The 24,831-nt window shown below is 53.4% G+C and carries 13 protein-coding genes and 3 pseudogenes; 14 read left to right on the forward strand and 2 right to left on the reverse strand.

Going from position 1 to position 24,831, the window contains the following annotated elements; genetic code table 11:
• Positions 1 to 31: 31 nt before the first annotated feature.
• The 9 genes from HOV93_RS12645 (at position 32) to HOV93_RS12685 (ending at position 17,830) form a co-directional block, all read left to right on the forward strand.
• Positions 32 to 1,048 carry an AAA family ATPase gene (locus tag HOV93_RS12645; protein WP_207396850.1) on the forward strand — a complete coding sequence of 339 codons (1,017 nt, stop codon included), beginning with the start codon at positions 32 to 34 and terminating at the stop codon, positions 1,046 to 1,048.
• Positions 1,045 to 2,025: a DUF58 domain-containing protein gene (locus tag HOV93_RS12650; protein ID WP_207396851.1), complete on the forward strand. Its 981-nt coding sequence runs from the start codon at positions 1,045 to 1,047 to the stop codon at positions 2,023 to 2,025. The genes HOV93_RS12645 and HOV93_RS12650 overlap by 4 nt, the downstream gene beginning before the upstream one ends.
• Positions 2,022 to 4,136 (forward strand): BatA domain-containing protein, encoded by a 2,115-nt coding sequence (locus HOV93_RS12655; protein ID WP_207396852.1) that lies wholly within the window; start codon positions 2,022 to 2,024, stop codon positions 4,134 to 4,136. The genes HOV93_RS12650 and HOV93_RS12655 overlap by 4 nt, the downstream gene beginning before the upstream one ends.
• A gap of 2 nt (positions 4,137 to 4,138) precedes the next feature.
• Complete coding sequence (locus tag HOV93_RS12660) at positions 4,139 to 7,666, forward strand: hypothetical protein (protein ID WP_207396853.1); 3,528 nt, start codon at positions 4,139 to 4,141, stop codon at positions 7,664 to 7,666.
• Entirely contained in the window at positions 7,663 to 10,041 is a 2,379-nt protein-coding gene (locus tag HOV93_RS12665) for a glutamine amidotransferase (protein ID WP_207396854.1), read from the forward strand. Before HOV93_RS12660 ends, HOV93_RS12665 begins: the two co-directional genes overlap by 4 nt.
• 1 nt (position 10,042) lies before the next feature.
• Positions 10,043 to 11,056 carry a hypothetical protein gene (locus tag HOV93_RS12670; RefSeq protein WP_235990256.1) on the forward strand — a complete coding sequence of 338 codons (1,014 nt, stop codon included), beginning with the start codon at positions 10,043 to 10,045 and terminating at the stop codon, positions 11,054 to 11,056.
• A 512-nt stretch (positions 11,057 to 11,568) separates the two neighbouring features.
• On the forward strand, positions 11,569 to 14,754 hold the full coding sequence (locus HOV93_RS12675; RefSeq protein ID WP_207396855.1) for a putative Ig domain-containing protein: 3,186 nt from the start codon (positions 11,569 to 11,571) through the stop codon (positions 14,752 to 14,754).
• 226 nt (positions 14,755 to 14,980) lie between these two features.
• A complete protein-coding gene (locus tag HOV93_RS12680; RefSeq protein WP_207396856.1) occupies positions 14,981 to 16,516 on the forward strand; it encodes a hypothetical protein in 1,536 nt (511 codons plus the stop codon).
• A 123-nt stretch (positions 16,517 to 16,639) separates the two neighbouring features.
• The gene (locus HOV93_RS12685; protein WP_207396857.1) at positions 16,640 to 17,830 is read left to right on the forward strand and encodes an Lpg1974 family pore-forming outer membrane protein; all 1,191 of its coding nucleotides are present in this window, start codon (positions 16,640 to 16,642) and stop codon (positions 17,828 to 17,830) included.
• Positions 17,831 to 18,023: 193 nt separating this feature from the next.
• Here the strand turns inward: HOV93_RS12685 and HOV93_RS12690 are convergent, their stop codons facing one another.
• Positions 18,024 to 19,325 carry an aminopeptidase P family protein gene (locus HOV93_RS12690; protein ID WP_207396858.1) on the reverse strand — a complete coding sequence of 434 codons (1,302 nt, stop codon included), beginning with the start codon at positions 19,323 to 19,325 and terminating at the stop codon, positions 18,024 to 18,026.
• A gap of 422 nt (positions 19,326 to 19,747) precedes the next feature.
• Here HOV93_RS12690 and HOV93_RS12695 point away from each other — a divergent pair, with 422 nt between their 5' ends.
• The 5 genes and pseudogenes from HOV93_RS12695 to HOV93_RS12715 all read left to right on the forward strand — a co-directional run bounded on the left by HOV93_RS12695 (position 19,748) and on the right by HOV93_RS12715 (position 24,065).
• Positions 19,748 to 20,854: a cis-3-hydroxy-L-proline dehydratase gene (locus HOV93_RS12695; RefSeq protein ID WP_207396859.1), complete on the forward strand. Its 1,107-nt coding sequence runs from the start codon at positions 19,748 to 19,750 to the stop codon at positions 20,852 to 20,854.
• A 235-nt stretch (positions 20,855 to 21,089) separates the two neighbouring features.
• Positions 21,090 to 21,353: an ECF-type sigma factor gene (locus tag HOV93_RS26600; protein WP_390814339.1), complete on the forward strand. Its 264-nt coding sequence runs from the start codon at positions 21,090 to 21,092 to the stop codon at positions 21,351 to 21,353.
• Positions 21,346 to 21,584, forward strand: a pseudogene (locus tag HOV93_RS26605) (ECF-type sigma factor). The gene HOV93_RS26600 and the pseudogene HOV93_RS26605 overlap by 8 nt, the downstream one beginning before the upstream one ends.
• Positions 21,585 to 21,929: 345 nt before the next feature.
• Positions 21,930 to 22,818 (forward strand): annotated as a pseudogene (locus HOV93_RS25800) (serine/threonine protein kinase).
• On the forward strand, positions 22,815 to 24,065 hold the full coding sequence (locus HOV93_RS12715; protein ID WP_207396861.1) for a hypothetical protein: 1,251 nt from the start codon (positions 22,815 to 22,817) through the stop codon (positions 24,063 to 24,065). Before HOV93_RS25800 ends, HOV93_RS12715 begins: the two are co-directional and overlap by 4 nt.
• Positions 24,066 to 24,378: 313 nt before the next feature.
• Here HOV93_RS12715 and HOV93_RS12720 read toward each other — a convergent pair.
• Positions 24,379 to 24,831: pseudogene (locus HOV93_RS12720) on the reverse strand (integrase core domain-containing protein); the annotation flags it as partial.

A 24,831-nucleotide genomic window follows, 5' to 3' on the forward strand; every position in this document is an offset into this window, starting at 1 on the left:
GCCCATTATCCCACCAGAAAGTCTAACAATCGTGAGTACTGAGATTGAAGACCATGACTTTGAACAACAAGCGGTCGAGCAGATCCGCGATGGCCGTGAAAAAATCGTGGCCGAGCTTTCCAAGACCGTTATCGGCCAACAGGAAGTCGTCGAACAACTGCTGTTGTGCCTCTTCGCTGGCGGTCACTGCCTAATTACCGGAGCCCCCGGCCTTGCCAAAACTTTGCTGGTCAACTCCATCTCGAAGATCTTTGATCTCGAATTTCGCAGAATTCAATTCACGCCTGACTTAATGCCTGCCGATATCACCGGCACTGAAATCTTGGAAGAAACCGAGGAAGGCCGTCGCAAACTTCAGTTTGCTAAAGGACCGATTTTCGCCAACGTCATCCTCGCCGATGAAATCAACCGCACACCTCCCAAGACCCAGGCTGCCTTGTTGGAGGCCATGCAGGAACATCAGGTCACGGCGGCTGGCGTTCGCTACGCACTCGAAGAGCCGTTCTTCGTGCTCGCCACGCAAAACCCGATTGAAATGGAAGGGACCTATCCCCTACCCGAGGCCCAGCTCGATCGGTTTATGTTTAACATCTGGATGGACTATCTCCCAGAAGACGATGAAGTTGCCGTCGTCAATCAAACTACCTCGCGTCGGCCCGAACCTATCAGCCCGCTATTTTCCGGCGAAGACGTCCTACGCTTTCACGATATCGTCAAGAAAGTGCCAGTGGCAGAGAACTTGGTACGCTATGCCGTGCGATTAGCTGATGCTTCGCGTCCAGGACGACCATCGACTCCCGAATTTATCAACCAGTGGGTAATGTGGGGCGCGGGTATCCGTGGCGCTCAATACCTGGTTTTGGGAGCGAAAGCCAGAGCCTTGCTGCTGGGAAGGACGCACGTCACCTCCGATGACATCAAAGCCCTTGCCCACGTCACCTTGCGACACCGGATACTAGTCGGCTATCGCGCCGAGGCCGAAGGCATCACGGTCGAAAAGGTGATCGATCAGCTTCTTACCTCGGTTCCAGTCCCGGGGGCAAGATGAGCAGCGGATTGCCATCGTCGGTCAGTAAAGCCGGTCGCCCAGCGGGTGCGGCTTCGTTGATCGATCCCGCCTCACTCATGCGTATCAAGAACCTGGAACTACGAGCTAGGGCCGTCGTCGAAGGCTTTTTGACCGGCATTCATCGTTCGCCATATCACGGGTTCTCGGTCGAGTTCACCGAGTACCGCCAATATTCACCCGGTGACGATACTCGCTTCCTCGACTGGAAACTCTACGGGCGATCCGATCGCTACTTCATCAAATGCTTCGAGGACGAAACGAATCTGCGCTGCTACTTACTGGTCGACTTGAGCCGCTCGATGAGCTTCGGAACACTTGGCTACACCAAAGCCGACTATGCCAAAACTACGGCAGCGACCATCGCCCATTTCCTTTCGTTGCAGCGCGACGCCGTCGGGTTAATGACCTTCGACGAGTCGATAACCGATCGCATTCCCGCGCGGTTTAGGCCCGGACATATCCACCAAATTATGATGAGCCTGGAACGCGCCGAATCAGGTTCAGCAACTGACATCGAGAAACCGCTTGAACAAATCGCTGCTACGGTCGTCAAGCGTGGCCTGGTGGTTCTTATTTCCGACCTGCTCACGCCGATCGGATCCCTGAAGAAGCAACTCGGGTTCCTGAGGGCACGCGGGCACGAAGTCGTCATCCTGCGGGTGCTTGATCCGCGCGAGCTCGACTTTCAGTTCGATCAGCCAGCCATGTTTCATGATGTGGAAACCGGCAAAGACCTGTATATCGATCCGGAACAAGCCAGGCAGAAGTATCTCGACCAATTTCGAGAACATTCCCAATCCATTCACACGATCTGTCAAAACATGGGAGTGGAATTACTCCAGATTTCAATCGATCGGTCGCTAGAATTGATTTTATTCGATCTTCTGGCCGACCGATTAAAACGTGGTAGATCGGTCGTGCGGCAAAGAATCCCGCGTGCAGGAGGCGTGGCATGAGCGTTCTCTCTGGACTCTTTCTATTGGGTGCTGCCGCAATTGTCGGCCCTTTCCTGTTTCACTTGATCCGCCGCACGCCCAAGGCTCGCTACGAATTCAGTTCGCTGATGTTCCTGCAGCCGTCACCGCCACAGTTAACGCGCCGGAGTCGGCTCGATCAATGGTTACTGCTGCTTCTTAGATCGCTGATCATTTTGCTATTGGCATTCGCTTTCATGCGGCCGTTCTTTCGCACGTCGACCAATCTTTCGCCCGATGATGTTCCCCGCCGTCATGTGGCGATCCTTGTCGATCAAAGTGCGAGCATGCGTCGGGCCAACGTCTGGCGACAAGCCATTGATCAAGCTAATCAGGTCCTCGATAACCTTGAAGGGTCGGACGAAGTATCTCTATATACTTTCGATGAAAAATTGACACCGCTGGTTACCGCCGAAGAATCAGTCCAACTCGATCGCCCACAACGTCGAGAGATGATCCGAACTCGCCTCGCTGAAATAGCGCCGACCTGGTCGGCAAGTAACCTGGGGGCCGCATTGGTCGGCGTCGCCGAGCGTCTGTCAGCCAACGATGACCTCCGTCAAACGAAAGCCACATTGCAAATCGTTCTAATCAGCGACACGCAAGCTGGCTCTCAGATCGATCGACTGCAAACGAGCCAATGGCCTGAGTCGGTCCGCGTTGACGTTCGTACAATCACACCGGATGACGACTCGAACGCGCGAGTCAGGCTGGTAGAAGCTAACAAAGGTACCGATGCTGGCACCTCGCCCCCCCGCGTACGCGTAAGAAATACTTCCAATTCCGACATTAATCAATTCGAAGTGATATGGCACCGGGGAGACCAGCCTGCCTCCCGTCCAGTTTCCTTCTACGTTCCCCCAGGCGAGAGCCTAGTGCTGGATGCCCCCTGCGAACCAGGCTCACCTGGCCCAGATCGAGTTGAGCTTAGCGGTGATGGTGTTGGCATGGAATTCGACAACACATTTTACGTAGTCCCCCCCCTGCAAGAACAGGTTTCGATCGCCTACTTCGGCTCCGACTTTGCGGATGATCCCGAAGGAATGCTCTTCTATCTCAGTCGCGCATTCAGTGAGACCGCCAACCGCAAGGTGGAGGTTATAGCCATCGATGCGGAAACCGTTCCTGATTGGAACGATTTAGCCGAAACTGTTCCACGCCTAGTGATTATCACGCAGGCTCCAAGCGAAGACCAGCAAAACCTTTTGGACGCTTATCTTCAACGCGGAGGGCACGCCGTCGTGGTCCTGCAAAACGACGACATGGTGCGTGACATGTCTGGATGGCTTAGCGACGTTCGCTTAGCTTCCGAGGAAGTCAAAAACGACGCGTCTTCTACTGGATCGTATGCCATGTTGGGACAGATCAATTTTCAACATCCTCTGTTTACTCCTTTTTCTGCGGCGCGCTACAACGATTTTACTACCATCCGATTTTGGCAGCATCGCAATGTACGCCTTAGCGATGAAACGTCTGCCGAAGTGATTGCCCGGTTTGAGGGCGGTACCCCAGCAATTTGGTCGATGAATCGCGGCAAAGGACAAATTTATGCCCTGAGCACTGGCTGGAACCGAGCCGATAGTCAGCTCGCTCTATCGACCAAGTTTCTCCCTTTGTTGTCGCGCTGGTTGGAGTTGGCCGATCAGCAAAAGCTGGCATCGCGTTTCTATTTCGTAAACCAAAGCGTTCCTCTGCCCCCTGCAAGTGGAAAGAAAACAATTCAAACTCCAGGCGGAAACACCGTACAATTGGCGGATAACGCCACAGCGTTTGCGGATACAACCGAGCCAGGGATTTACTTGCTGCGACAAGGAAGCCAAGAGCTTCCCTTCGCGGTGAACATTGCCGACGCCGAAAGCGATACGCCGCCGTTGGAACTTGATCGGCTCGAGCAGTTCGGCATTCCATTGGGCATGGCTCCTACGCATGCCGAGCAAATATCGGAGCTTCGACAGCTCCAAGATCGAGAGCTCGAAAGTCACCAGAAGGTGTGGAAGTGGCTGGTCGTTTCGGTGCTACTGCTTTTGGCGGTTGAGACATTTCTCGCTGCCCGCAGGTCGCATGTTCCCACTCCGGATTTGGGAGAAGCATAGTCATGGATCACGAACTCATCATCCATTTGGACCGTGTCGCCCGTCGCCTTCGATCGTTTCACTTTTGGAGCGGCATGGGAATCGTCTGGGGTTCGGCCGCGATCTTCATCGGCCTGTTGTATGCGTTCAATCAGGCAACCGGACGAATCCTTGACGGAAGTGTTCTTATCGTCGCCGCCATCGGCGTGACAGGCTCGTTATTGGTGATCTGGACTAGCAGCCGCTCTGCTCGAAACGTCCACCAGGTCGCTAATCTTGTGGAATCCAAATACCCTAAGCTCGATTCGGTTCTATTGACGGCCGTTGAACAACAGCCTAACAGTTTAACCGGCCGGCTCGGTTATCTGCAGCAAGATGTCATCGGGCAGGCAATCCGGCACGCCCACAGCCATAGTTGGGAAAACGTGATCACGCCCGGTCAGTTGCGATGGGCACGACTGGCAGCGTGCGCGGGTCTGGCCGCTACGTTACTCGCGGCGATCGCGCTAGACCGGCTCAATCACGATCTGCTGACGACGTCGTCTTCGGCCAGTCTTGCTTATCAAGATATTGTTTCCGCAGATACTATCTTTGAAGTAGAGATCGAACCCGGCGATACAGAAGTGGAACGTGGCTCTGGCTTCTTAGTTTTGGCGAAGTTTCTCAAGAGTCTGCCATCGGAAGCAACACTCGTTTACACAACGGAAGATGGAAATCAGCACTCTCTGCCGATGTCACGTTCCCTCGACGATCCCTTATTCGGAGGTCGCGTTCCAGCTGTCTCGGAGCCGCTAACTTACCGAGTTGAATTCGGTAACCAGACCACACGCGACTTTCAGGTCGACGTGTTTGAGTTCCCTCTAATGCTTCAAACCGATGCTCGCTTGGTCTTTCCCGGCTATACAGGCCAGGAAGAAAAGTTCGTACCAGATGTTCGCCGCGTGTCTGCTGTGGAAGGAACGCGGCTCACCCTATTGTGCCGTGTTAATAAACCATTAGCATCGGCGCAGTTCATTGAGCAAACAGATTCCGGAGAACAAACCCTTTCGCTTCAAACTGTCCCAGGCGACCCGCTCACCTACACGACCACATTTTCTGTGGATCGATCCCGCGAACTCACCCTTCATCTGACCGATGCCGATCAACGCACCAACCAGCATCCACAGCAACTGCAGATCACCATGATCGCAAATCTGCCCCCGGATATTAAGCTGACGGCACCAACCAAAGACATCGAAGTATCTCCCATCGAGGAAGTCGACTTAGCCGCTTCCGCCTGGGACGACTTTGGCTTGAAACGCGTCGGGATAAACTACTCGATCCCCGGCCAAGTTGACCAGGACATTTCCCTGGGTGACTCTTTCCCCAGTAAAGAACGAGTAGAGCTAGAGCACCTGTTGGCACTCGAATCCCTCGAAGCTCAACCCGATCAACTTCTGTCCTGGTACTTCTGGGCGGAAGACATCGGCCCCGATGGCCAGATGCGGCGTACGATGAGTGATATGTTCTTCGCCGCAGTCCGCCCCTTCGATCAAATCTTCCGACAGGGCCAGCAGCCACCAGAAGGATCGCAGCAACAACAACAGCAAGGCGGACAAAATGCAGAGCAAGCCCAAGAGCTTGCCGAACTGCAAAAACAGATTATCGGGGCGACTTGGAAGATCATTCGCCGCGAAACGCTAGACCTTCCCACGACATCGTTTCCTGCCGATACGCAACTGCTCATAGAGTCGCAAGATTCGGCGATGATCCAACTAGAGCAGCTACAAGACAATCTGCAAGATGTTACCTCGATCGAGCATGCCGCCGTGGTTCGCAACTTAATGCAGAGTGCGATCGAAAGACTGCAGTTGGCAATCGAAGGGGCATCGCCGACCAAGCTGAAAGATGCCCTGCAGGCTGAGCAAGCTGCCTATCAAGGCCTGCTTCACTTGCGTGCTCGAGAGCATGAGGTCGTTCAATCCAGCCAGTCTCAGCAGCAGTCAAGCCAGTCGCAGCAATCTCAGAACAACCGGGCCCAGCAGCAGCTACAACAACTTCAGCTCCAGGAAGACGAGAACCGTTACGCCCAAGAACAACAGGCCCAAACCGAGCAACAGCAAGAGGCCCGCGAAGACCGACAAATCCTCAACCGATTGCGAGAACTTTCACAGCGACAGGCAGACCTTAATGAGCGAATCCAAGAACTGCAAGGTGCCTTGGAAGCAGCCGAGGACGAACAAGAGCAAGCCGAAGCCCAACGGCAACTCAAACGCTTACGCGAAGAGCAGGAACAGATCCTCCGCGATACCGAAGAACTACAACAGCGGATGGAGCAGCCCAACAACCAGGAACGCATGGCCGAGCAGCGGCAGCAACTGGAACAGGCCCGCGAGAATATCCAGCGTTCAACCGAAGCAATCGAGCAGCAAATGGTAACCCAAGCCGCCAATGAAGGAACGCGTGCCCAGAGAGAACTCAATGAATTGCGAGAAGAGTTTCAGCGGCAAACCTCGCATGAATTCGAGCAGGAGTTACGAGACATTAATGACCAGGCTGAACAACTGGTAGAAGCCGAACAAGAGGTTGCGCGCCAACTTGACAACTTACGCTCGGAGAAGTCTGAGCAAACCAATTCCCTTCGTGAGTCCAACGGCCAAGACGAGCTTGGAGGGCAGATCACCGAGCAGCGAGAACGGCTGGAGCAACTGCTGCAGCGTATGCGTGACACGGTCGAGCAGGCCGAGCAATCTCAGCCACTGTTGGCCGAGAAGTTGTACGAATCAATTCGCGACACACGGAACTCAAAACCTAACGATGCCCTTAAAGAAACCGAGATGTTGGTCGATCGCGGTTTCATCGATCAGGCAGCCCAGCGAGAACAGCAAGCCCGAGAGGGAATCGAGCAACTCGCCGAAGGAATTCAACAAGCGGCCAATCAGGTACTCGGTGATGAAACCGAAATGCTTCGCCGCGCTCTCGACGAACTAGAGCGTCTCAACGAAGACCTGGAAGGGGAGCTATCCCGCGCCGGCGGACAGCAACAACCAGGACAGCAACAACCAGGACAGCAACAACCAGGACAGCAACAACCAGGACAGCAACAACCAGGACAGCAACAACCAGGACAGCAACAACCAGGACAACAACCAGATCGCGACGGCAGCCTAAATCGTCTCGACACTGGTGGTGGACTTGATCGGTTTTTGGGGGGAGGCAGTAACCAAGATACGTCTCCCTTTTCTGGTGACGATTTTGTGGACTGGTCGGACCGACTACGCGATGTTGAGGAAATAGTGAACGACCCCGAGTTGCGAGCCGAGGCAGCTCGTATCCGGGACGAGGCCCGCGAGCTTCGGCGCGAGCATATCGAAACCTCGGCGTCTCCACAGTGGGATATCATCCAAAAGAAGATCGCAAAGCCGCTGGCCCAGCTTCAAAATCGTGTGGCTGAGGAACTTCTCAGACGCACTGCCGAGGAAGCCCGTGTACCGCTCGACAAGGATCCCGTCCCGTCTCAGTACGAGGAGGCTGTCCGCCAGTATTACGAACGCTTGGGGAGCAGTGAATGAGCTACTGGTTCCATGATCAATGGATATTTCAGTGGCCCAACGTCTGGGCTGCTCAAGAGTGGGTCATCCCCGCAACCGCGATCGGCGCTGGATTGTTCGTAATCATTCTGTGGGCCTACCGCTCGATCCACGCACCGTTATTCGTAAAGCTGGCCTGTGCCACGGCCAAGACATTAGCGGTCCTCCTTCTGGCTTCACTTTTGGTCGAGCCAATGCGAAGTGAAACGAAACCCGTTCCAGGAGCCAATCTCTTCGTTGTGCTTGCCGACTGCTCGCAAAGCTTACAAGTCATCGACCCTGACCAAAGCGTCACACGTGCTGAACAATTGAAAAAGCGTCTTGATCGCTCTGAGTCGTGGCAGGTGCGTCTAGGACAAGAATTCGATGTACGTCGCTACGAGTTCGACGATCAATTGTCGCCGGTGACCGACTTTCAAAATTTTTCCGCTGACGGCCGGGCCTCGGCCCTGTTGTCTGCGTTAGAGTCGATCGCCGATCGCTTCTCCAATCGTCCGATCGCCGGCGTGCTTCTGCTGACCGATGGTAATGCGACGGATACCACTGAGGATACCGTCGATTGGAGCAAGTACCCTCCCGTCTTTCCCGTACAAATCGGATCTGACGAGCCTGCGGTCGATATTCAAGTACACCGGGTCGCTGCCAGCCAGACCAACTTTGAAGCATCGCCCGTCACCGTGACAGCAGATATCAGCGTTACCGGCTTCCCCAGCGAACCGATCGTGGTCGAACTGCTTGATGAACACGGCGAAATTCTCGAAACGCAAACAGTCACTAAAGTACGAGAAGGCCAGTTGTTTGCGACCCGGTTTCAAATCAAGCCGGGCCAGCGAGGCGTCTTGTTTTATCAGATTCGCGCGTATGCCGAGTCACAGCAAGGCGTCTTCGAGGATGCCAGCAAGAGTTCAGAGGCAACCCTTCTTAATAACAGCCGCACCGTGATGGTAAATCGCGGTCATGGACCGTACAAAGTTCTCTACGTATCGGGGCGCCCCAACTGGGAGTTCAAATTCCTAAATCGATCCCTGTCCGAAGACGACGAAGTTGAGCTACATGGGCTGATTCGTATTGCCAAAAAGGAACCGCGATTCCAATTCCGCGAGAAAGATTCCAACGCCAACCGCATCTTTACCAATACCGACGACCAGGCAAAAGAGCAGGTCGAACAATACGATGAACCAGTTCTGTTGCGTGTCGGAAAGCTAGAACAAGGAGAGCTTTCCGGGGGATTTCCCAAATCTGCCGACGAGTTGTTTCCGTACCACGCGATCATTTTAGATGACCTGGAAGCCGATTTTTTTTCGCAACAACAAAAGTCTCTTATCCAGGAATTTGTCAGTCTGCGTGGGGGCGGCTTACTAATGCTCGGTGGCGGTGAGTCGTTTGTCGAAGGGGACTATCTTCGCTCTCCGATCGGCGATGTCTTGCCCATTTATCTAAATAGCGTCTCACCACGACCTGGCGCCGGTGAGTTCTCACTAGCGCTGACACGCGAAGGGCTGTTAGAACCATGGATCCGAGTTCGAACGACGCAGCAGCAAGAGCAGCAGCGTCTCGATTCAATGCCCCAACTGCGCATACTCAACGAGGTGGGGGCACTCAAACCCGGTGCCAGTGAATTGTTGTCAATTGTCTCGAATCGTGGCGAAAGTCGCCCCGGTCTTGTTACCCAGCGATTTGGCAAGGGACGCACGGCGGCCTTTCTGATAGGAGACCTTTGGAGGTGGAAGCTTCACCACTCATCGCGCGACAACGACGACTTCGAGCGCACTTGGCGGCAAACCATTCGCTGGCTTATCGCAGATGTTCCCCAGCGAGTTCGTGTGGAGGCGTTCTCGATTAAGGAGGCCCCGAACCAACCCGTTAAGGTTGCGATCCAGGTCAGCGACGAAAGCTATCAGCCTCTGGATAATGCAGAAGTGAACATCGAAGTTACAACTCCATCGGAGGAACACCTCAGCCTAAAAGCAGAACCGAAGGACGCTGTCTCTGGCCAGTACAGTTCCAACTATGTATCTCGCACTGTTGGACCTTACCGAGCAACGGTCATCACGAATAATCCGGACGGCAGCGAAATCGAACGAGTCGAAACAGGCTGGGTAGCCGATCCGGCTGCCGAGGAGTTTGCCAATCTACAGCCTAACGTAAAGCTACTACAGTCAATCGCCCAAGCATCAGGGGGCGAACTGATTCCGCTCGACCGACTCGAGGCTTTCGTCAGTACGCTTTCGGACCGTGAAATTCCCATCGCGGAACCGACGGTTCGTTCTGTCTGGCATACTTGGGGAGTCTTTCTGTTGGCAATCAGTTTGTTAAGCATCGAATGGGGACTTCGTCGCTGGAAGGGACTTGCCTGAGATGATGTGGTTTTTAACGTGCGTTGTATTGCTTGCACCAGCAGGTACTGAGGCGAAACAGGAAACCCCAGAAACAATTGTCGTCGTTGTCGTCGGCGAACCTGGGGACGATAAATACCAAGAACTCTTCACGCAGTGGGCAGAGCGGTGGAAAACTGCCACAGAGCAAACGACTGCCCGGCTCGTCACCATTGGACTGGATGAGTCCGGTTCCTCCGACCCACCAGATCGTCTGTTTTTGGAAGAAACCCTGGCGGCACTGATTAAGGAACCACCCCAAACGCTCTGGCTTGTATTAATCGGGCACGGCACGTTCGACGGAAAGAAGGCCAAATTCAATCTGCGCGGCCCCGATATCAGCGCGGAGGAGCTTTCTGAGCTTCTTTCTCCTATCTCCTGTCGCATGGCGATTATCAACTGTGCATCGGCAAGCGGTCCGTTCATTCATCCACTCTCTGGCCGCGATCGCATCATCGTTACCGCAACACAAAGTGGTTATGAATACAATTTTGCTCGGTTCGGGGACTTCCTTTCACAAACAATCGGCGATTCCTCAGGCGATTTGGACAAAGACGGTCAGACCTCGCTGCTGGAAGCCTGGATCGCGGCATCCAAGCAGACACAAAATTATTACGACTCGCAGTCGCAACTAGCAACCGAGCATGCTTTGCTTGATGACAACGGCGACAGAAAAGGGACGCCTGCCGATTGGTTCCGTGGGATTTACGTCACCAAGTCTTCCAAAGATAACTCGATCCCTGATGGCACTTTAGCGAACCAATTTATCTTGGTACCCGACCAAGGCAGACCCATCTTTCCCCAAGAACTGTTAGCAGAGCGAAACCAACTCGAACATAAGTTAGCACAGCTTCGACAGCAGAAATTGGAACTCGGCGACGAGGAGTATCTAAGCCAATTGCAGGCGATTTTGGTTCCCCTGGCGAAGCTTTACCAAGCAGTTGAGCCTTCCCCCGGCAAAGACGCCGAAGCGGAGTCATCGGAAGCAAGTCCGTAACGCGGCCATCTTGGCGTAATAAGCGAAGCGCACAGTAAACGCAGCGATCATAACGCGGCGTTTATCTATCAGTCTCGAATTGAGTCCAATGTTAGAACTCGTTGATTCGTTCAGGAATATTCGGCAATGGTTGGAACTTCCATGCGTGGTCTAGCAATCCAAGGAGCAACATGAGATCAAGATCGTGAGTGGAAACGGTCCATTACTGGATTGGCCGTACGGCCAATCCGTCCCTCGGGCATCATCGTCTTACCTAGTTTCACACAATCCGATAACGCAAGCGAAAACATGGAGGAATTTAGACAAAGCTGGGTTTAAATAGCAACCCTTGCCCGCTAGCACTGCCTATGAAATTGGGGATAAAACTTTCCTGAATTCCCGACCAGCAAGTCACCCCAGGCCACCTATTTGATACAATTGCCACGCCCCTCCTAACACCCACATATTAATAGTTTGTTTTACCCGGGCCTCTCCGGCCAAATTGTTAAGCCAAGTCACTTAGAGAGCATTTTATGCGTACCCCTCGTTTGCCTCGCCCTACCGACATGAAGTCTAAGAAAGCCAAACGACGCTCGAATCGGCGTGGCTTTAGTGCCCGGCTCCCGATGTCGGAGCAGCTCGAATCGCGTCTTGTACTAACCGCTTCTGGTTTCCCAGGCAATGACTGCCCTCCGGACCTTGATCTTTCAGGCGTTGGCGAGCTACAGATTGTCGTCGGTCAGCCGCTTAATATCGACTTGTACGCCAATGGCGCGACAGCCGTCGACTTAGACCTGGACAGCAATCCGACCGGCGACACCATTCGCCTAGTACTAGATCCCGATGTAGGGACCGATACACCGGTTGGGGCGACAATCACCACAGACGGCGTCTTTAGCTGGACGCCAACCGCAGGGCAAGTTGGCACCTTTCAAATTCCTGTGATTGCGATCGACCAAGGCACGCCATCTTTGGCAGACGTAGAGTTTCTGACCGTGGTTGTCTCGGCAACCGGTGATCAGGCACCTTCGGTAGACCTGAACGGCCCAGCCGCTGGCGTTGGGTTTTCGACTGTCTTGACGGAGAATGGTGGCCCTGTTGCCGCGACCGATCCTGCACTCACAATTACCGATGCCGACAGCGCAAACTTGGTTTCGGCCACGATCACTTTGACGAACTTTCAAGACGGTGCCGACGAGGTCCTGGCCGTCGATACGACCGGAACCTCAATCGCGGCTTCTAGCTACAACCCAGCGACCGGCGAATTGACCCTGACCGGCTCTGATACACTGGCCAACTACATTACCGTTTTACAATCACTTACGTACGACAACACATCCGAAAACCCGACGATTTTGGATCGCACGATCCAAATCACAGTCAACGATGGTGGCCTGAGCAGCCCGATCGTTATTTCCACCATTTCGATTGTGGCCGAAAACGATGCCCCCACGGTCGATCTAAATGGTGCGCCGGCAGGAATCGATTTCGCAGCCACGTTCACTGAAGGAGATGGAGCGACATCCATCGTGGATGCTGGGGTCGTTGTTGACGATGTCGATAGCGAGAACCTGGAATCGGCCACGATCACGCTGACCAATCTCATCGATACCGACGACGAATTTCTAGCCGTCGATATTAGCGGGACTTCCATCATCCAATTGTACGACGCCTCGACCGGAATCCTTACGCTTTCCGGCATCGAAACGCTCGCAAACTATCAGCTCGTGCTATCGACGCTGGTTTACAACAACACCTCCGTTGACCCTGACGAAACCGATCGAAATGTTGAGGTGATCGTCAACGACGGCACTACCGACAGTGCCACAGCAACTATCACGATCACTGTCCAAAGTGTGAACGAAGCCCCTGACTTGGCTCCGATTGATGATCAGACGGCCCAGCTCGGCACCGTGTTCCAGCTTACCGTAACGGCTAACGACCCAGACGGGGATGACCTGACTTTCCAGTTAGATCACGATGGTGCCGGCGCGAATATCCCGGCTTTAGCAACCATCACGAAGACAAGCGACACGACCGCACTAATTGAATGGACGCCTACTGCCGGTGACGGTGCAGGCCCGTTCACATTTGTTGTTCTCGTCACTGATGACGCATCGACTCCGCTGGCCGATTCAGAAACATTTGTCGTGACCCTCACAACAAGTCCACCAGAGGTCGACTTAAACGGCGAGGGCACTGGCATCGATTTCGCCGCTTCCTTCACCGAAGGGGATGGCCCCGTAAGTGTCGTTGATGTCACGGCTACGGTAACCGACCCAGACAGCACGAATATCGAGTCGGCCACGATCACGCTGACCAATCTCATCGACACCGACGACGAATTCCTGGCCGTCGATGTTAGCGGGACTTCCATCAACCAATTGTACGACGCCTCGACCGGAATTCTCACGCTTTCCGGCAGCGAATTGGTGGCCGACTATCAGCAAGTGATCCGTACGCTAACTTACAATAACGTTTCGGAAAACCCAGACACCACTGACCGTACAATCGAGGTGGTCGTCAATGATGGCACCGATGACAGTGCCACAGCGACCATTTCGGTTACCGTCGAAGGTGTGAACGACGCTCCTAACCTGGAATCTATAGATGATCAGACGGCCCAGCTTGACACCGTGTTTCAGATTACCGTAACGGCCACCGACCCAGACGGGGATGACCTGACTTTCCAGTTAGATCACGATGGTGCCGGCGCGAATATCCCGGCTTTAGCAACCATCACGAAGACAAGCGACACGACCGCACTGATTGAATGGACGCCTACTGCCGGTGACGGTGCAGGCCCGTTCACATTTGTCGTTCTCGTCACTGATGATGCATCGACTCCGCTGGCCGATTCAGAAACGTTTGTCGTAACCCTTCTGACGGATCCACCGGAAGTCGACTTGAATGGTGAGGGTGCAGGCATCGATTTCGCCGCTTCCTTCACCGAAGGGGATGGCCCCGTAAGTGTTGTTGATGTCACGGCTACGGTGACCGACCCAGACAGCACGAATATCGAGTCGGCCACGATCACGCTGAACAATCTCATCGACACCGACGACGAATTTCTGGCCGTCGATGTTAGCGGGACTTCCATCAACCAATTGTACGACGCCTCGACTGGAATTCTCACGCTTTCCGGCAGCGAATTGGTGGCCGACTATCAGCAAGTGATCCGCACGCTAACTTACAATAACGTTTCGGAGGATCCTGACATCACTGATCGTGCGATCGAAGTTATCGTCAACGATGGCGTGAACAACAGCGCTGTCGCGAACATCACGGTCGCGGTCGCCGCCGAGAACGATTCTCCCCAACTGACCCTTCCAGCTCCCTACGATTCGGGATCGCCAGTCGAAGTGGATATCGATACTGAGGTAACGTTCGACATCCTGGTTGACGATCCAGACCATGCACCGATAAGCCGGACTTACATTCTCGACCTGGATGGCAGCGGCATTCCACTAGAGATCGCACAACCGACGCTAACAACGCCATCGGAAGGTGTCGCAGGCGGAACATTCAGCTGGACGCCTTCGCAAACCGGAACGTTCACTATCACAATTATCGTGTTGGACGGTGATGGGGCTCCTGACCAGGAGACGTTCATTTTGACCGTCGTTGACCCGATCGCTGCGAGCGGTCTTGAAGGTGAACCGTTCGATACGGAATTAAACGACTTGGCACTGATGGGGTTGATGGAAGACGAGATCTAGTCTCCCTTCTCACTTCATACAAGAAACACCCGACAGCCGAGAAATCTTACGTTTCTCGGCTGTCCTGTTATCCGGCTGGTTGGCAGCTGCTCGAACGACCTACGGACCTGCCGTATATGAATCCCATAAAAACTTCCTAGAGATCCGGATCCACAGTCCTGCGGGAAGTTTCGGTAACTATTATGGATATCACATTCACCCACACCTAAGTCCCGCGAATTTCCCTATGGCTACCCGACTACGAAAACATTTCTGCGAAGTTCTCGAGGGACGCCTCACGCTGACGGCCAACCCTGTTGGTCCCGTCGAACTGGTCAACGACGTCATCATCGGCGATCAGTTTGTCGAAACCGAAGGGGCCATTGCGGCAAACGGCGGGGGCTTGCTGATTGCCGTTTACGCAGGCAAGGGAGATGGCGACCAAGACGGCGTTTTCTTTCGTTCAATCGATGGCGACGGGAATTTCTCCGGTCCGTCTCAGTTGGTAAATCAAACAATAGCAGGCATTCAATCCAATGCTGCGGTCAGGATGCTTCCTGACGGTAGCTTCGTTATTGTTTGGCAAGGTCGCGGAGCCGGCGATCGCGAGGGAATCTTTGCCCGCTGGTACGATGCCAGCGGAAATCCCATCACTGACGAAGTATTGATCAATCAAACCACCGGCGGCGATCAAGAGAATCCGGCGGTTGCCGTTGACGCCGATGGCTCGACTTCCTTCGTTTGGCAAGGCGTTGGTGCCGGTGACTTTGATGGAATCTTTTATCGTCGATTCGATGCGACCGGTACCCCGCTTACCGGCGAAATCTTGGTGAATTCCACAACTTCCAACGAACAAGCCCAACCGGACATCGCGATCAACAGCAGCGGTGTCGCGTTGGTGACCTGGAGCAGTCGCCATCAGGATGGGAGCGATTGGGGAGTCTATGGTCAAAGATTCGCAACCGATGGTAGCAAGCTGGGCGCTGAGTTTCTCGTGAACACCAACACCGAAGACTCACAATCGGGCGCGGCGGTAATCGATTCAGGAGATGTATTTACGGTCGCCTGGCAAAGCCGCGATCAAGATGGCGATGGCTGGGGCATCTTTGCCCAGCAAGTCGACCCATCCGCTGGCCTGGTCGGTGAAGAGTTGCAGGTCAACAACATCAACACTGGCAATCAGTTAGAAGTCGCTTTAGCCCAGATCGACCAAGGCCAATTGATCGCGACGTGGACGAATGGAATTGCCGACGGTACCGGCTGGAACGTGAAAGCTACCGTCGTCGAGTTCAATTCCAGCAATGTGAATCCCGCCAACGAATTCTTCGTCAACACGGAAACAGCCAATAACCAGTTTGGCCATCAAAGTCGGCCCGCCGCAATCGCCGTAGATAACGCAATCGCGATTACCTGGGGTGGCGATGGACCAGTCGATCACGACGGTACATACTTGGCGTGCTTTCTGTTTGACGAGGTAAATATCGCCCCAGATATTACCCCCATCCCCAATCAGTCCGCCCAAGTGGGCGTGGAAATGATCGTCGAGGTCACAGCAACCGACGAGAATGAAGGGGATGTCCTGACCTACATACTCGATCCCGAAAGCTCGCCGGCCGGCGCCACGATTGAAAAAGTGAACAACAATCTGGCCATTATCCGCTGGACGCCAACCGCAGAATTCGCAGGCCAAGACGTTAGCTTTCAGGTTCTCGTGATCGATGATGGGGAACTACCACTTGCTGATTCCGAGCAGTTCACGGTAACCGTCGGCACCGCCAGCTAGCAATGCCACTGGACGGAAAACTCAATCCAACCGGAAAAGTTGGATTATTCCCCCTAGACTGCCGAAAAGTAATTGCAGCAAGCAATCCCCCTGCAAAAACGGATTACGCAAGGTCATCGGACGATGTTAACTCGAACGCTAGCTCTCGCCGTTCTATTTCAACTCGCGACAATCGCTTTGCCCCTCGTGCAGAGCGTACGCGCAGAGGTTCGGCCAACGAGGCTCACCACCAGTCGGCTGCCAACAAGCGGCGAGTTGAAATCAACCCAGCAATTGGTGGCCCGGCCCAGTCCACCTACGGAAGCGCTGCAGGCAGTTCGGCATACCTCGCACGTCGAGTTAACGAACAGCGTTGTTAACGAATCGATCCTCGAGTCGCAAGTCTTTATGGACTCGGCCCCGATGCAAGGAAGCTTCCAGACCTGTCACCCCAATGTCTGCGAAGCGCATTGGTTTGCCGGCTTTGAGGCGACTTTCCTTAAGCCTCACTTCACTTCCAATCCTGCATATACGTTGATGGAGTCTGACGGATCGTCGTTCGAGAGTTTTTCGCAAGTGGAATTCGACTACGATCTGCAGTTCGCGCCGCGAGTATTCGTCGGCCTTCAAATGAACGAAGAGATTGGTTTTCGTGCAACTTGGTGGCACTTCGATAACGATCCGTCTGTATTGACTGCCCAGCCGCCGGCCAATGGATTTGGTTCTATCACACCTCCGCCGTTCGGCACGGTCGATATTTCGACCTCCATTCCTGGAAGCACCTTCCAAGCTGGCACCGGCTTGACGGCCTATACGCTCGATCTTGATGTTACGCGTCAGTACTGCATATCGCATTGGCGGATCGGAGCGTTCGGTGGCTTACGCTATGCCGAGATCGATCAGAATTACCTCGCTCAAACTACTAACGCCTCGGGAGCACTCACCGGCCAAATCGACTATGAACATGGTCTTTCGGGGATTGGGCCCACCATGGGACTGTATGCATCGGTTCCGGTAGCTAACCGCATCGAGCTCTTCTCTGAGGCTCGCGGATCGATACTCTTTGGCGAGGCGACCAGTCGTTTAACTGCAGGGGAGGATCTCGACCTGACCACGCCATTTACGACGACGACCACCGCCAGCCGAGACGAGGTCATGACAATCGGCGAAGTGGAACTTGGCCTACGCTGGCAAGGTTGCCGACGTCGATGCTGGCAACCTTTTGGCAGCGTTGCCCTGGAAGGCCAAACCTGGGGAGATGTGGGGAACGCCACAAGTGAAGAAGGCAGCTTGGGGTTCTTCGGATTTAACGCTTCCTTCGGGTTCCAATTGTAGTCAAGCAGTACTAAATCCATTCGCTGCTCTTGGCTACATAATCTAAGTCATCCACGCATGAGTGGATGACCACAAAGATTGACTTTAAATTGAGAACGAGGATCTTTTGATCCCAATGGCCATGGCCGTCTGACCGATCTGAGGGTTTTGAATGCGCTAAGCCATCCCGGCAGGACCTTCCTCCTTAGTCCAGCTACGACGTGGCGGAGGCTTCCTGCATGATCGACTCGATATGATCCGCCTCAACAGGAATGTCTTTCATAAGATCGATTGGGCCATCTTTGGTAATCAGGATGTCATTTTCCAATCGAATGGCGAAGCCTTCGTCAGGCAGATAGATACCTGGTTCTACGGTTATCACCCAACCGGGTGCAAACGACGCGTTGCCCGGTGCAACGTCATGAACATCCAATCCCAATGAATGTCCCAATCCATGCATGAAATACTTCTTGCACGCTGGTTTCTCACGTGTATGTTGGGCTACTTCTTCTTTAGTGAGTAGTCCCAGGCTCTGTAGCTCCTCATTCATCATCAGCTGGGATTCATGATGCCAGTCGCGGGGCGCCTTACCGGCGACGGCTCCATCGATCGACGCCTGCATAACACGTAGGACAGCGTCGTACACCTCTCGCTGCCGCTTGGTGAAACGACCATTTACGGGGATTGTACGGGTCATGTCGGAATTGTAATTTCCGTAGTTCGACCCGGTATCGATCAGCACAAGGTCGCCATCCTGGCAAACTTGATCATTGTCGATATAGTGCAGGCCACATGCATTTTTGCCAGACGCAATAATCGGCGTGTAGGCAAATGCTCCGCGGTTTTTGGTGTACTCGTGGATCAACTCGGCTTCGAGTTCGAACTCCGTCACACCAGGCTTCAGGTATTGAAGAAGCCGATTGAAACCCTTGTGGGTGATCTCAACGGCCTGCTGGATCAACTCAATCTCTAAATCAGACTTCACGGCCCGCAGTTGATGCAACAAAAGTGCTAGTCGGCGATAGGTATGCAAGGGAAAGTCACGTTTGCACTCTCTTACGAACCGATCATCGCGAGACTCGACGATGGCGGCGGCACGCCGGTGCTCGTTGGTATTGAGGAACACTTCGTCAGCACTGAGCATGCAGTCGCGAAGCGTCAGAGGAAAATCCTTCAACCATTTCACGTTGCTGATCCCCGAAATCTCGGTGGCGCGATCTTGAGTCAGCTTGGTCCCCTCCCAAATCTGCAACTGTTCGGTCGGTTCTCGTAGAAACAGGACTTCTCGATGCTTCGGCTCGTAAGCGTCCGGATAAAGCAGAAGAATGGATTCCTCTTGTTCGATGCCGGAAAGATAAAAGAGATCGGTATTAGGAATGACTTTGATGCTCCCGTCCGCGTTGGTCGGGAGCACATCGTTGGCGTTGAGAATGGCCATCGAGTTCTTGGGAAGCAGACTGGTCAGTTTAGCCCGATTTTCAATGAACAACTTCGACTGGAGAGTTTTATGTCGCATGTATTCCTGTTTCCTTGAGATAGGCTAATTGATCTTCATTGTATTTGGATAGTGGCCGCCACACTTGGCATCCAGTCACTAGAAAACCATCAAAATGCGCACAACATGTTAAAAGCTGCGGGGATCGTGCCACAAGAACCCATCATGACGCCTGGTTGTGAAGTGATCTAGAAGCCGTACCGCTTGCTTGCTGAAAGAAGCAATTAATCCGAAGCGGCTTTTGATTAACGAGATTTTACTCTTTAAGCAGTTCTGTGCGCAGAATCACGCTTAGCTACCGTCTAATACCAAGATTCCCAAACAAAGCATCGCTAAGCTAGTGACATTAAAACAACCGAATGTCGTTCAAGCTTACCTCGAAACCCGTAGTCGCGAAATTGCCACCAACGGTAGAGTTCAGCAGCGTCTTAGAAAGTACGGTCATGCAAATCTCGCGAGTTTTTGCCCATCAAGTCGACCTCCCACTGGTCGAGACGAACTACAAATGGGCCCAAGGCAAGTCGGTCACTACATTCGACTCCACGATTGTGGGTATTGAGACCAAGTGCGGGCTTGTGGGTTATGGCGAAGTTTGCCCTCTCGGCCCAGTCTACTTGCCTGCCTATGCAGCAGGTGTACGAGCCGGTCTGAAAGAGTTGGCCCCGCATTTGATCGGCCTCGATCCTCGCGAGATTGTCAAAGTCAACGAAGTCATGGACTTCGCACTCAAAGGACATCCCTACGTGAAGTCTGGCGTTGACATCGCCTGCTGGGACATCCTCGGCAAGTTCACCAAAATGCCGGTATGCGAACTGCTTGGCGGTCGTTTCGGGGATTCGATCGAACTGTACCGTGCGATCTCGCAGCTTCCGCCAGAGGAAATGGCAGCCAATGTCGCACAGTACCGGGAAGAAGGCTATCGCCGCTTTCAACTAAAAGTGGGTGGAGACGCCAACACCGATATCGAGCGAATTGAATCGACTCGCACGGTTCTCTCCCCTTCCGATCGCCTGGTGGCCGATGCCAACACTGGGTGGACTCTTCACGAAGCGATTCGTGTGGTGCGTGCGGTAAAGCATCTGGATGTCTATATCGAACAACCTTGCGTTACCTACGAAGAATGCTTAACTGTTCGCCAGAAAACAGACCATCCGTTTGTGCTGGACGAAAACATCGATAGTTTGCATGCTTTCTTACGAGCCAAGGCCGACAAAGCAATGGACTTGGTAAACTTGAAAATCAGCAAGCTCGGGGGCTTAACCCGAACCAGACAACTGCGAGATCTTTGCGTTGCGACCGGCTACGCGATGACATTGGAAGATAGTTGGGGTGGTGACATCGCCACGGCAGCAATCGCTCACTTGGCACACAGCACGCCGGAAAATTTCCGCTTTACGTCGACCGACTTTAACAGTTATGTCACTGTCAGTACGGCGGAAGGAGCGCCCCAAAGGGTCGGTGGAAAGATGAAAGCCTCGACTCAGCCTGGGCTAGGAATTCAAGTTCGTCAGGATGCATTGGGGCCAAGGGTCCTCGATATCTGCGAATAGCCGCTTGGTTCGATAGGCATCTGGATCGTCAATCGAACGTCTCTATCCGTTCCTAAGTTATCCTTTGAATAGGATCACATAGGGTATAGATGCTCTCCGAGACATAGATCGATCCGAGTACGTTTCAGCCAACAAATCTCACCGACAACGCGTGAGCTTGGCTAATCATTATGCGGTCGCGTTGGCTCGCCCCCAAGTATTTGTGCCGAAATACAAGGCCTTCCAAGTCATCTATATGTTGGGACAACTTCTACCACTGGTGTATGAAGAACTCCGGAAGTTGGCCACCGCTAAGATGTCTCAGGAAGTGGTGGATCATACGCTCCAGCCTACTGCCCTCGTACACGAAACTTATCTTCGGTTGGTGGGTGAAAGTGGAAATTGGGATAATCGAGGACATTTCTTTGCCGCGGCTATGCGGCGGATACTCATCGAAGAAGCACGCCGCCGATCCAGTCTAAAGAAGGGGGGGCGATCATGCCATCGTCGAGTTGGCTGACGAAATCATTGGTAACTCGAGGAATGAAAGCGAGTCGATCTTGGCATTGGACGAGGCTCTCACCAAGCTACAGACGTCCGATCCGGACTCTTACAAACTGGTGATGTTGCGCTATTCAGTGGACTGACGGTGGATGAAGCCGCCCAAACGCTGGGAATATCGTCCCGAACAGCCAAACGCTACTGGAGCTTTGCCCGAGCCTGGCTTCAACGCGAAATCGAGCGGCAATAAATTACCTCCGTTTTTTGGCACCACTGAAATCTAAATCTCGCATATTCTAAGTAGACAACCTCGTCGCTTGGGGACATTCTGCTCCTTTATTAGATTGAGATCGGTAGCCCATTTTTAATGACTTTTGATCGCGAAAAAACGATCTTCCTTATGGCACTTGATATTCCCATGGGTGCCAAGCGAGATGCTTTCATCAACGTGGAATGCGGCGATGATGACGAATTGAAAGCTGCCGTTGCCGAACTACTCTCGGTTCACGATCGTTCGATGAATGTCCTCGACCAAGAGACTTCTCAGAGAATAGCACTCCAAGGGCAAGTTAAATCCGCCGCGGATGCGATTTCCATGAACTCTACCTGGGGACGAGATAGCGGAGGCAACTTGGTTCCTCCGACACTGGAAGGGAGCGAATTGATCGCGAACTACTCTCTGCTGGAAAAACTTGGCGAAGGTGGCTTTGGTCAAGTCTACGTAGCTGAGCAGCGAGAACCCGTACGTCGTCGTGTGGCGATCAAATTGCTCAAATCGGCGGCTAATTCCCTGGAATCAATGGCCAGATTTGAAGCGGAACGCCAGGCCCTAGCGATGATGGACCATCCCAATATCGCCCATATTTTTGATGGAGGTGCCACCTCGACAGGCCAACCTTACTTCGTGATGGAGCTGGTTCGCGGAGTCCACATTACTAGATTTTGTCGCGAACACGATTCGACAGCGATTAGAACTGTTTCTGGATGTTTGCCACGCCGTGCAGCATGCTCACCAAAAGGGAATCATCCATCGCGATCTAAAACCGTCAAATGTCTTGGTCACGCTGCATGACGCCGAGGCCGTCGTTAAGGTAATCGACTTTGGCGTGGCTAAGGCAATCCACGAACCACTCACGGATAAGACCATCTACACGCGTTTCGCTCAGATGATCGGCACGCCGATGTACACGAGCCCTGAACAGGCCGAAATGAATTCGCTGGATGTCGACACGAGGAGCGATATTTACTCGTTGGGCGTCCTATTTTACGAGCTTCTGACAGAGCAGACTCCCTTTGACCAGAATCGTCTTCAAACCGCATCGTTTGACGAAATGCGTCGCATGATTCGCGAGGAAGATCCTCCTCGACCGAGTGCAAGATTGACGGCCAATACAAATCTGGTAACCACGCGTAAGACGAATCGCAGCGTGTCAACGAGAAGTTTGGCCAGCGAACTACGCGGAGACCCGATTGGATCGTCATGAAGTCGCTTGAGAAAGATCGACGACGACGCGATGAGACTGCTGCTGACATGGCTCGTGACGTGCAGCGATTTCTCGATCAGCAACCGGTCGTAGCACGACCTCCCTCAAGTTGGTATCGTTTCACGCGATTTGCTCGCCGTAACAGAACGATGTTCGTTGCAACGGTACTTGTTCTTTCCGCTTTGGTTTCTGGAACGATCATCAGTACTTGGCAAGCAGTCAATGCAACCATCGCGCAGCGCGAGACGGAACAACTTCGGCGTGAAGCAGTCGAATCGGTCGACAAACTTAAGAAATCCAACGTATTGCTCGATAGCGCTCGAGCCAATGCGGATGAGCAACGTTGGGCACTGGCCTTGGGACAATATACCAAGGCGATCGAACTGCAACCCAATCACTATTTCGCTTGGTCGGGCCGCGGAGCCTTGCTGGCTCGCCTTGGAGGCTGGCATATCGCAGCGGATGACTATGTCTTTGCCCTGAATCTTGGGGAACCTGCCAACAATCCCGCTTGGTGGGGTGTTCCTCAACTGTGCTACTTACCGAAACAAAACAAGGCCTACCAAGAGGTCTGCGATCGGATGAAATCTCAGCTCGAAACGACCGACGATTTAGGTCAGATTCCAATGATCGTTCGTGCAATGTGCATCCAGCCACGATCAGAACACGAGATTAAACCTCTCGCATTTCAAATGGAGGCACTCATATTCGAGCAAGATCAGAAAGATATTGACCGGCCTGGACACCGGGGCATGAGCTTTCGTCCCAAACCAGGACAGGGTCCGCCTGGACAGCGATTGCCGTTCCCTGTCGGCCCGGCTGATAGCCGTCTCATGTTAAATCATATCTTGAAATATTCTGCTGGAATCGCAAACTACCGCGCTGGCAACGCGCAGCGGTCTTTAGAGCTTCTCTCTCAGCTTCGCATCCATGACGAGGGAGGGCCCTTTGGCACGATGGCCTCCCCTGTTATGGCACTGGCGTTTCACGAAACAGGCCAGCCCGATCTTGCCCGGCAGGAACTGGCTGATGCCAAGTCGTTTATCGACGAATGGCTGACTGAAATGGAAGAATCGCCTGAAGGTCCACGGATGCCCTGGTTTGACTTTCTGGAACTATGTATTTGGCATGCTGAAGCAACCACCGTCATTCAAGGCTATCCTCCGCAAGCTGACCAGCGTTTGCTCGAACTCGAAGGTCGTGCGGGCGAGCTTTTGCGACAAAGTCTGCAGTATCAAGCGAACTGATAATATACTGGCCAATATCTCTCGGCCACGTCTTTCCCACCGTTCTGGTTGGGGATATTTATTCTTCGCTGAAGAACATCCCAACTGCCGAAAGGTATGCCGTAGTTAGAATTTCTCAAACTCGTGGCACTTTCTAGCAGGTGATTTCGCATTATTAAGTGAAGGGCCGACTTGGCATCCACCCTGAGACACTTTCGCCAACGAAGACATGGTGGCCTGCCCCCATTTTCTGTACCAGGCGTTATGAAAGATCGGCCTGGGATTGAACCGCTCCCCTTATCTGTACCAGCTCAAGTGAGAAAATCAGAGATCTTCATCTGGCCAGGCTAGCCTGGCCAGATGAAGCGAATTCCCTGGGGGCCAGGTTGCCCAGGGCGCTGTGTGGTCGATGTTCGTTGTAGTCGCGTCGTCAGGATTCTATCTTCTCCTTGGCGTCCTTCAATGACAAGAACCAATTTTCGTTCAGGCATTCTGCTCGCACGCTGCCGTTGAACGACTCGATGAAGGCGTTATCGGTAGGCTTTTCTGGCCGACTGAAGTCGAGGACGACCTGATTAGCGTAGGCCCACTGATCTAGTGCCTTGGACGTAAATTCCGGGCCGTTGTCGACCTGGATCGTCTTGGGCAGCTTCCGATGCTCCGCGATTCGCTCCAAGGCCAGCACGACGTCTTGGCCGCGGAACCGTGGCTCGACCTCGATCGCCAGACTCTCACGAGTAAAGTGATCGACTATCGTTAACAGCCGGATTCGACGCCCGTTGAACAG

It is taken from the genome of Bremerella alba (assembly GCF_013618625.1).
GTDB lineage: Bacteria > Planctomycetota > Planctomycetia > Pirellulales > Pirellulaceae > Bremerella > Bremerella alba.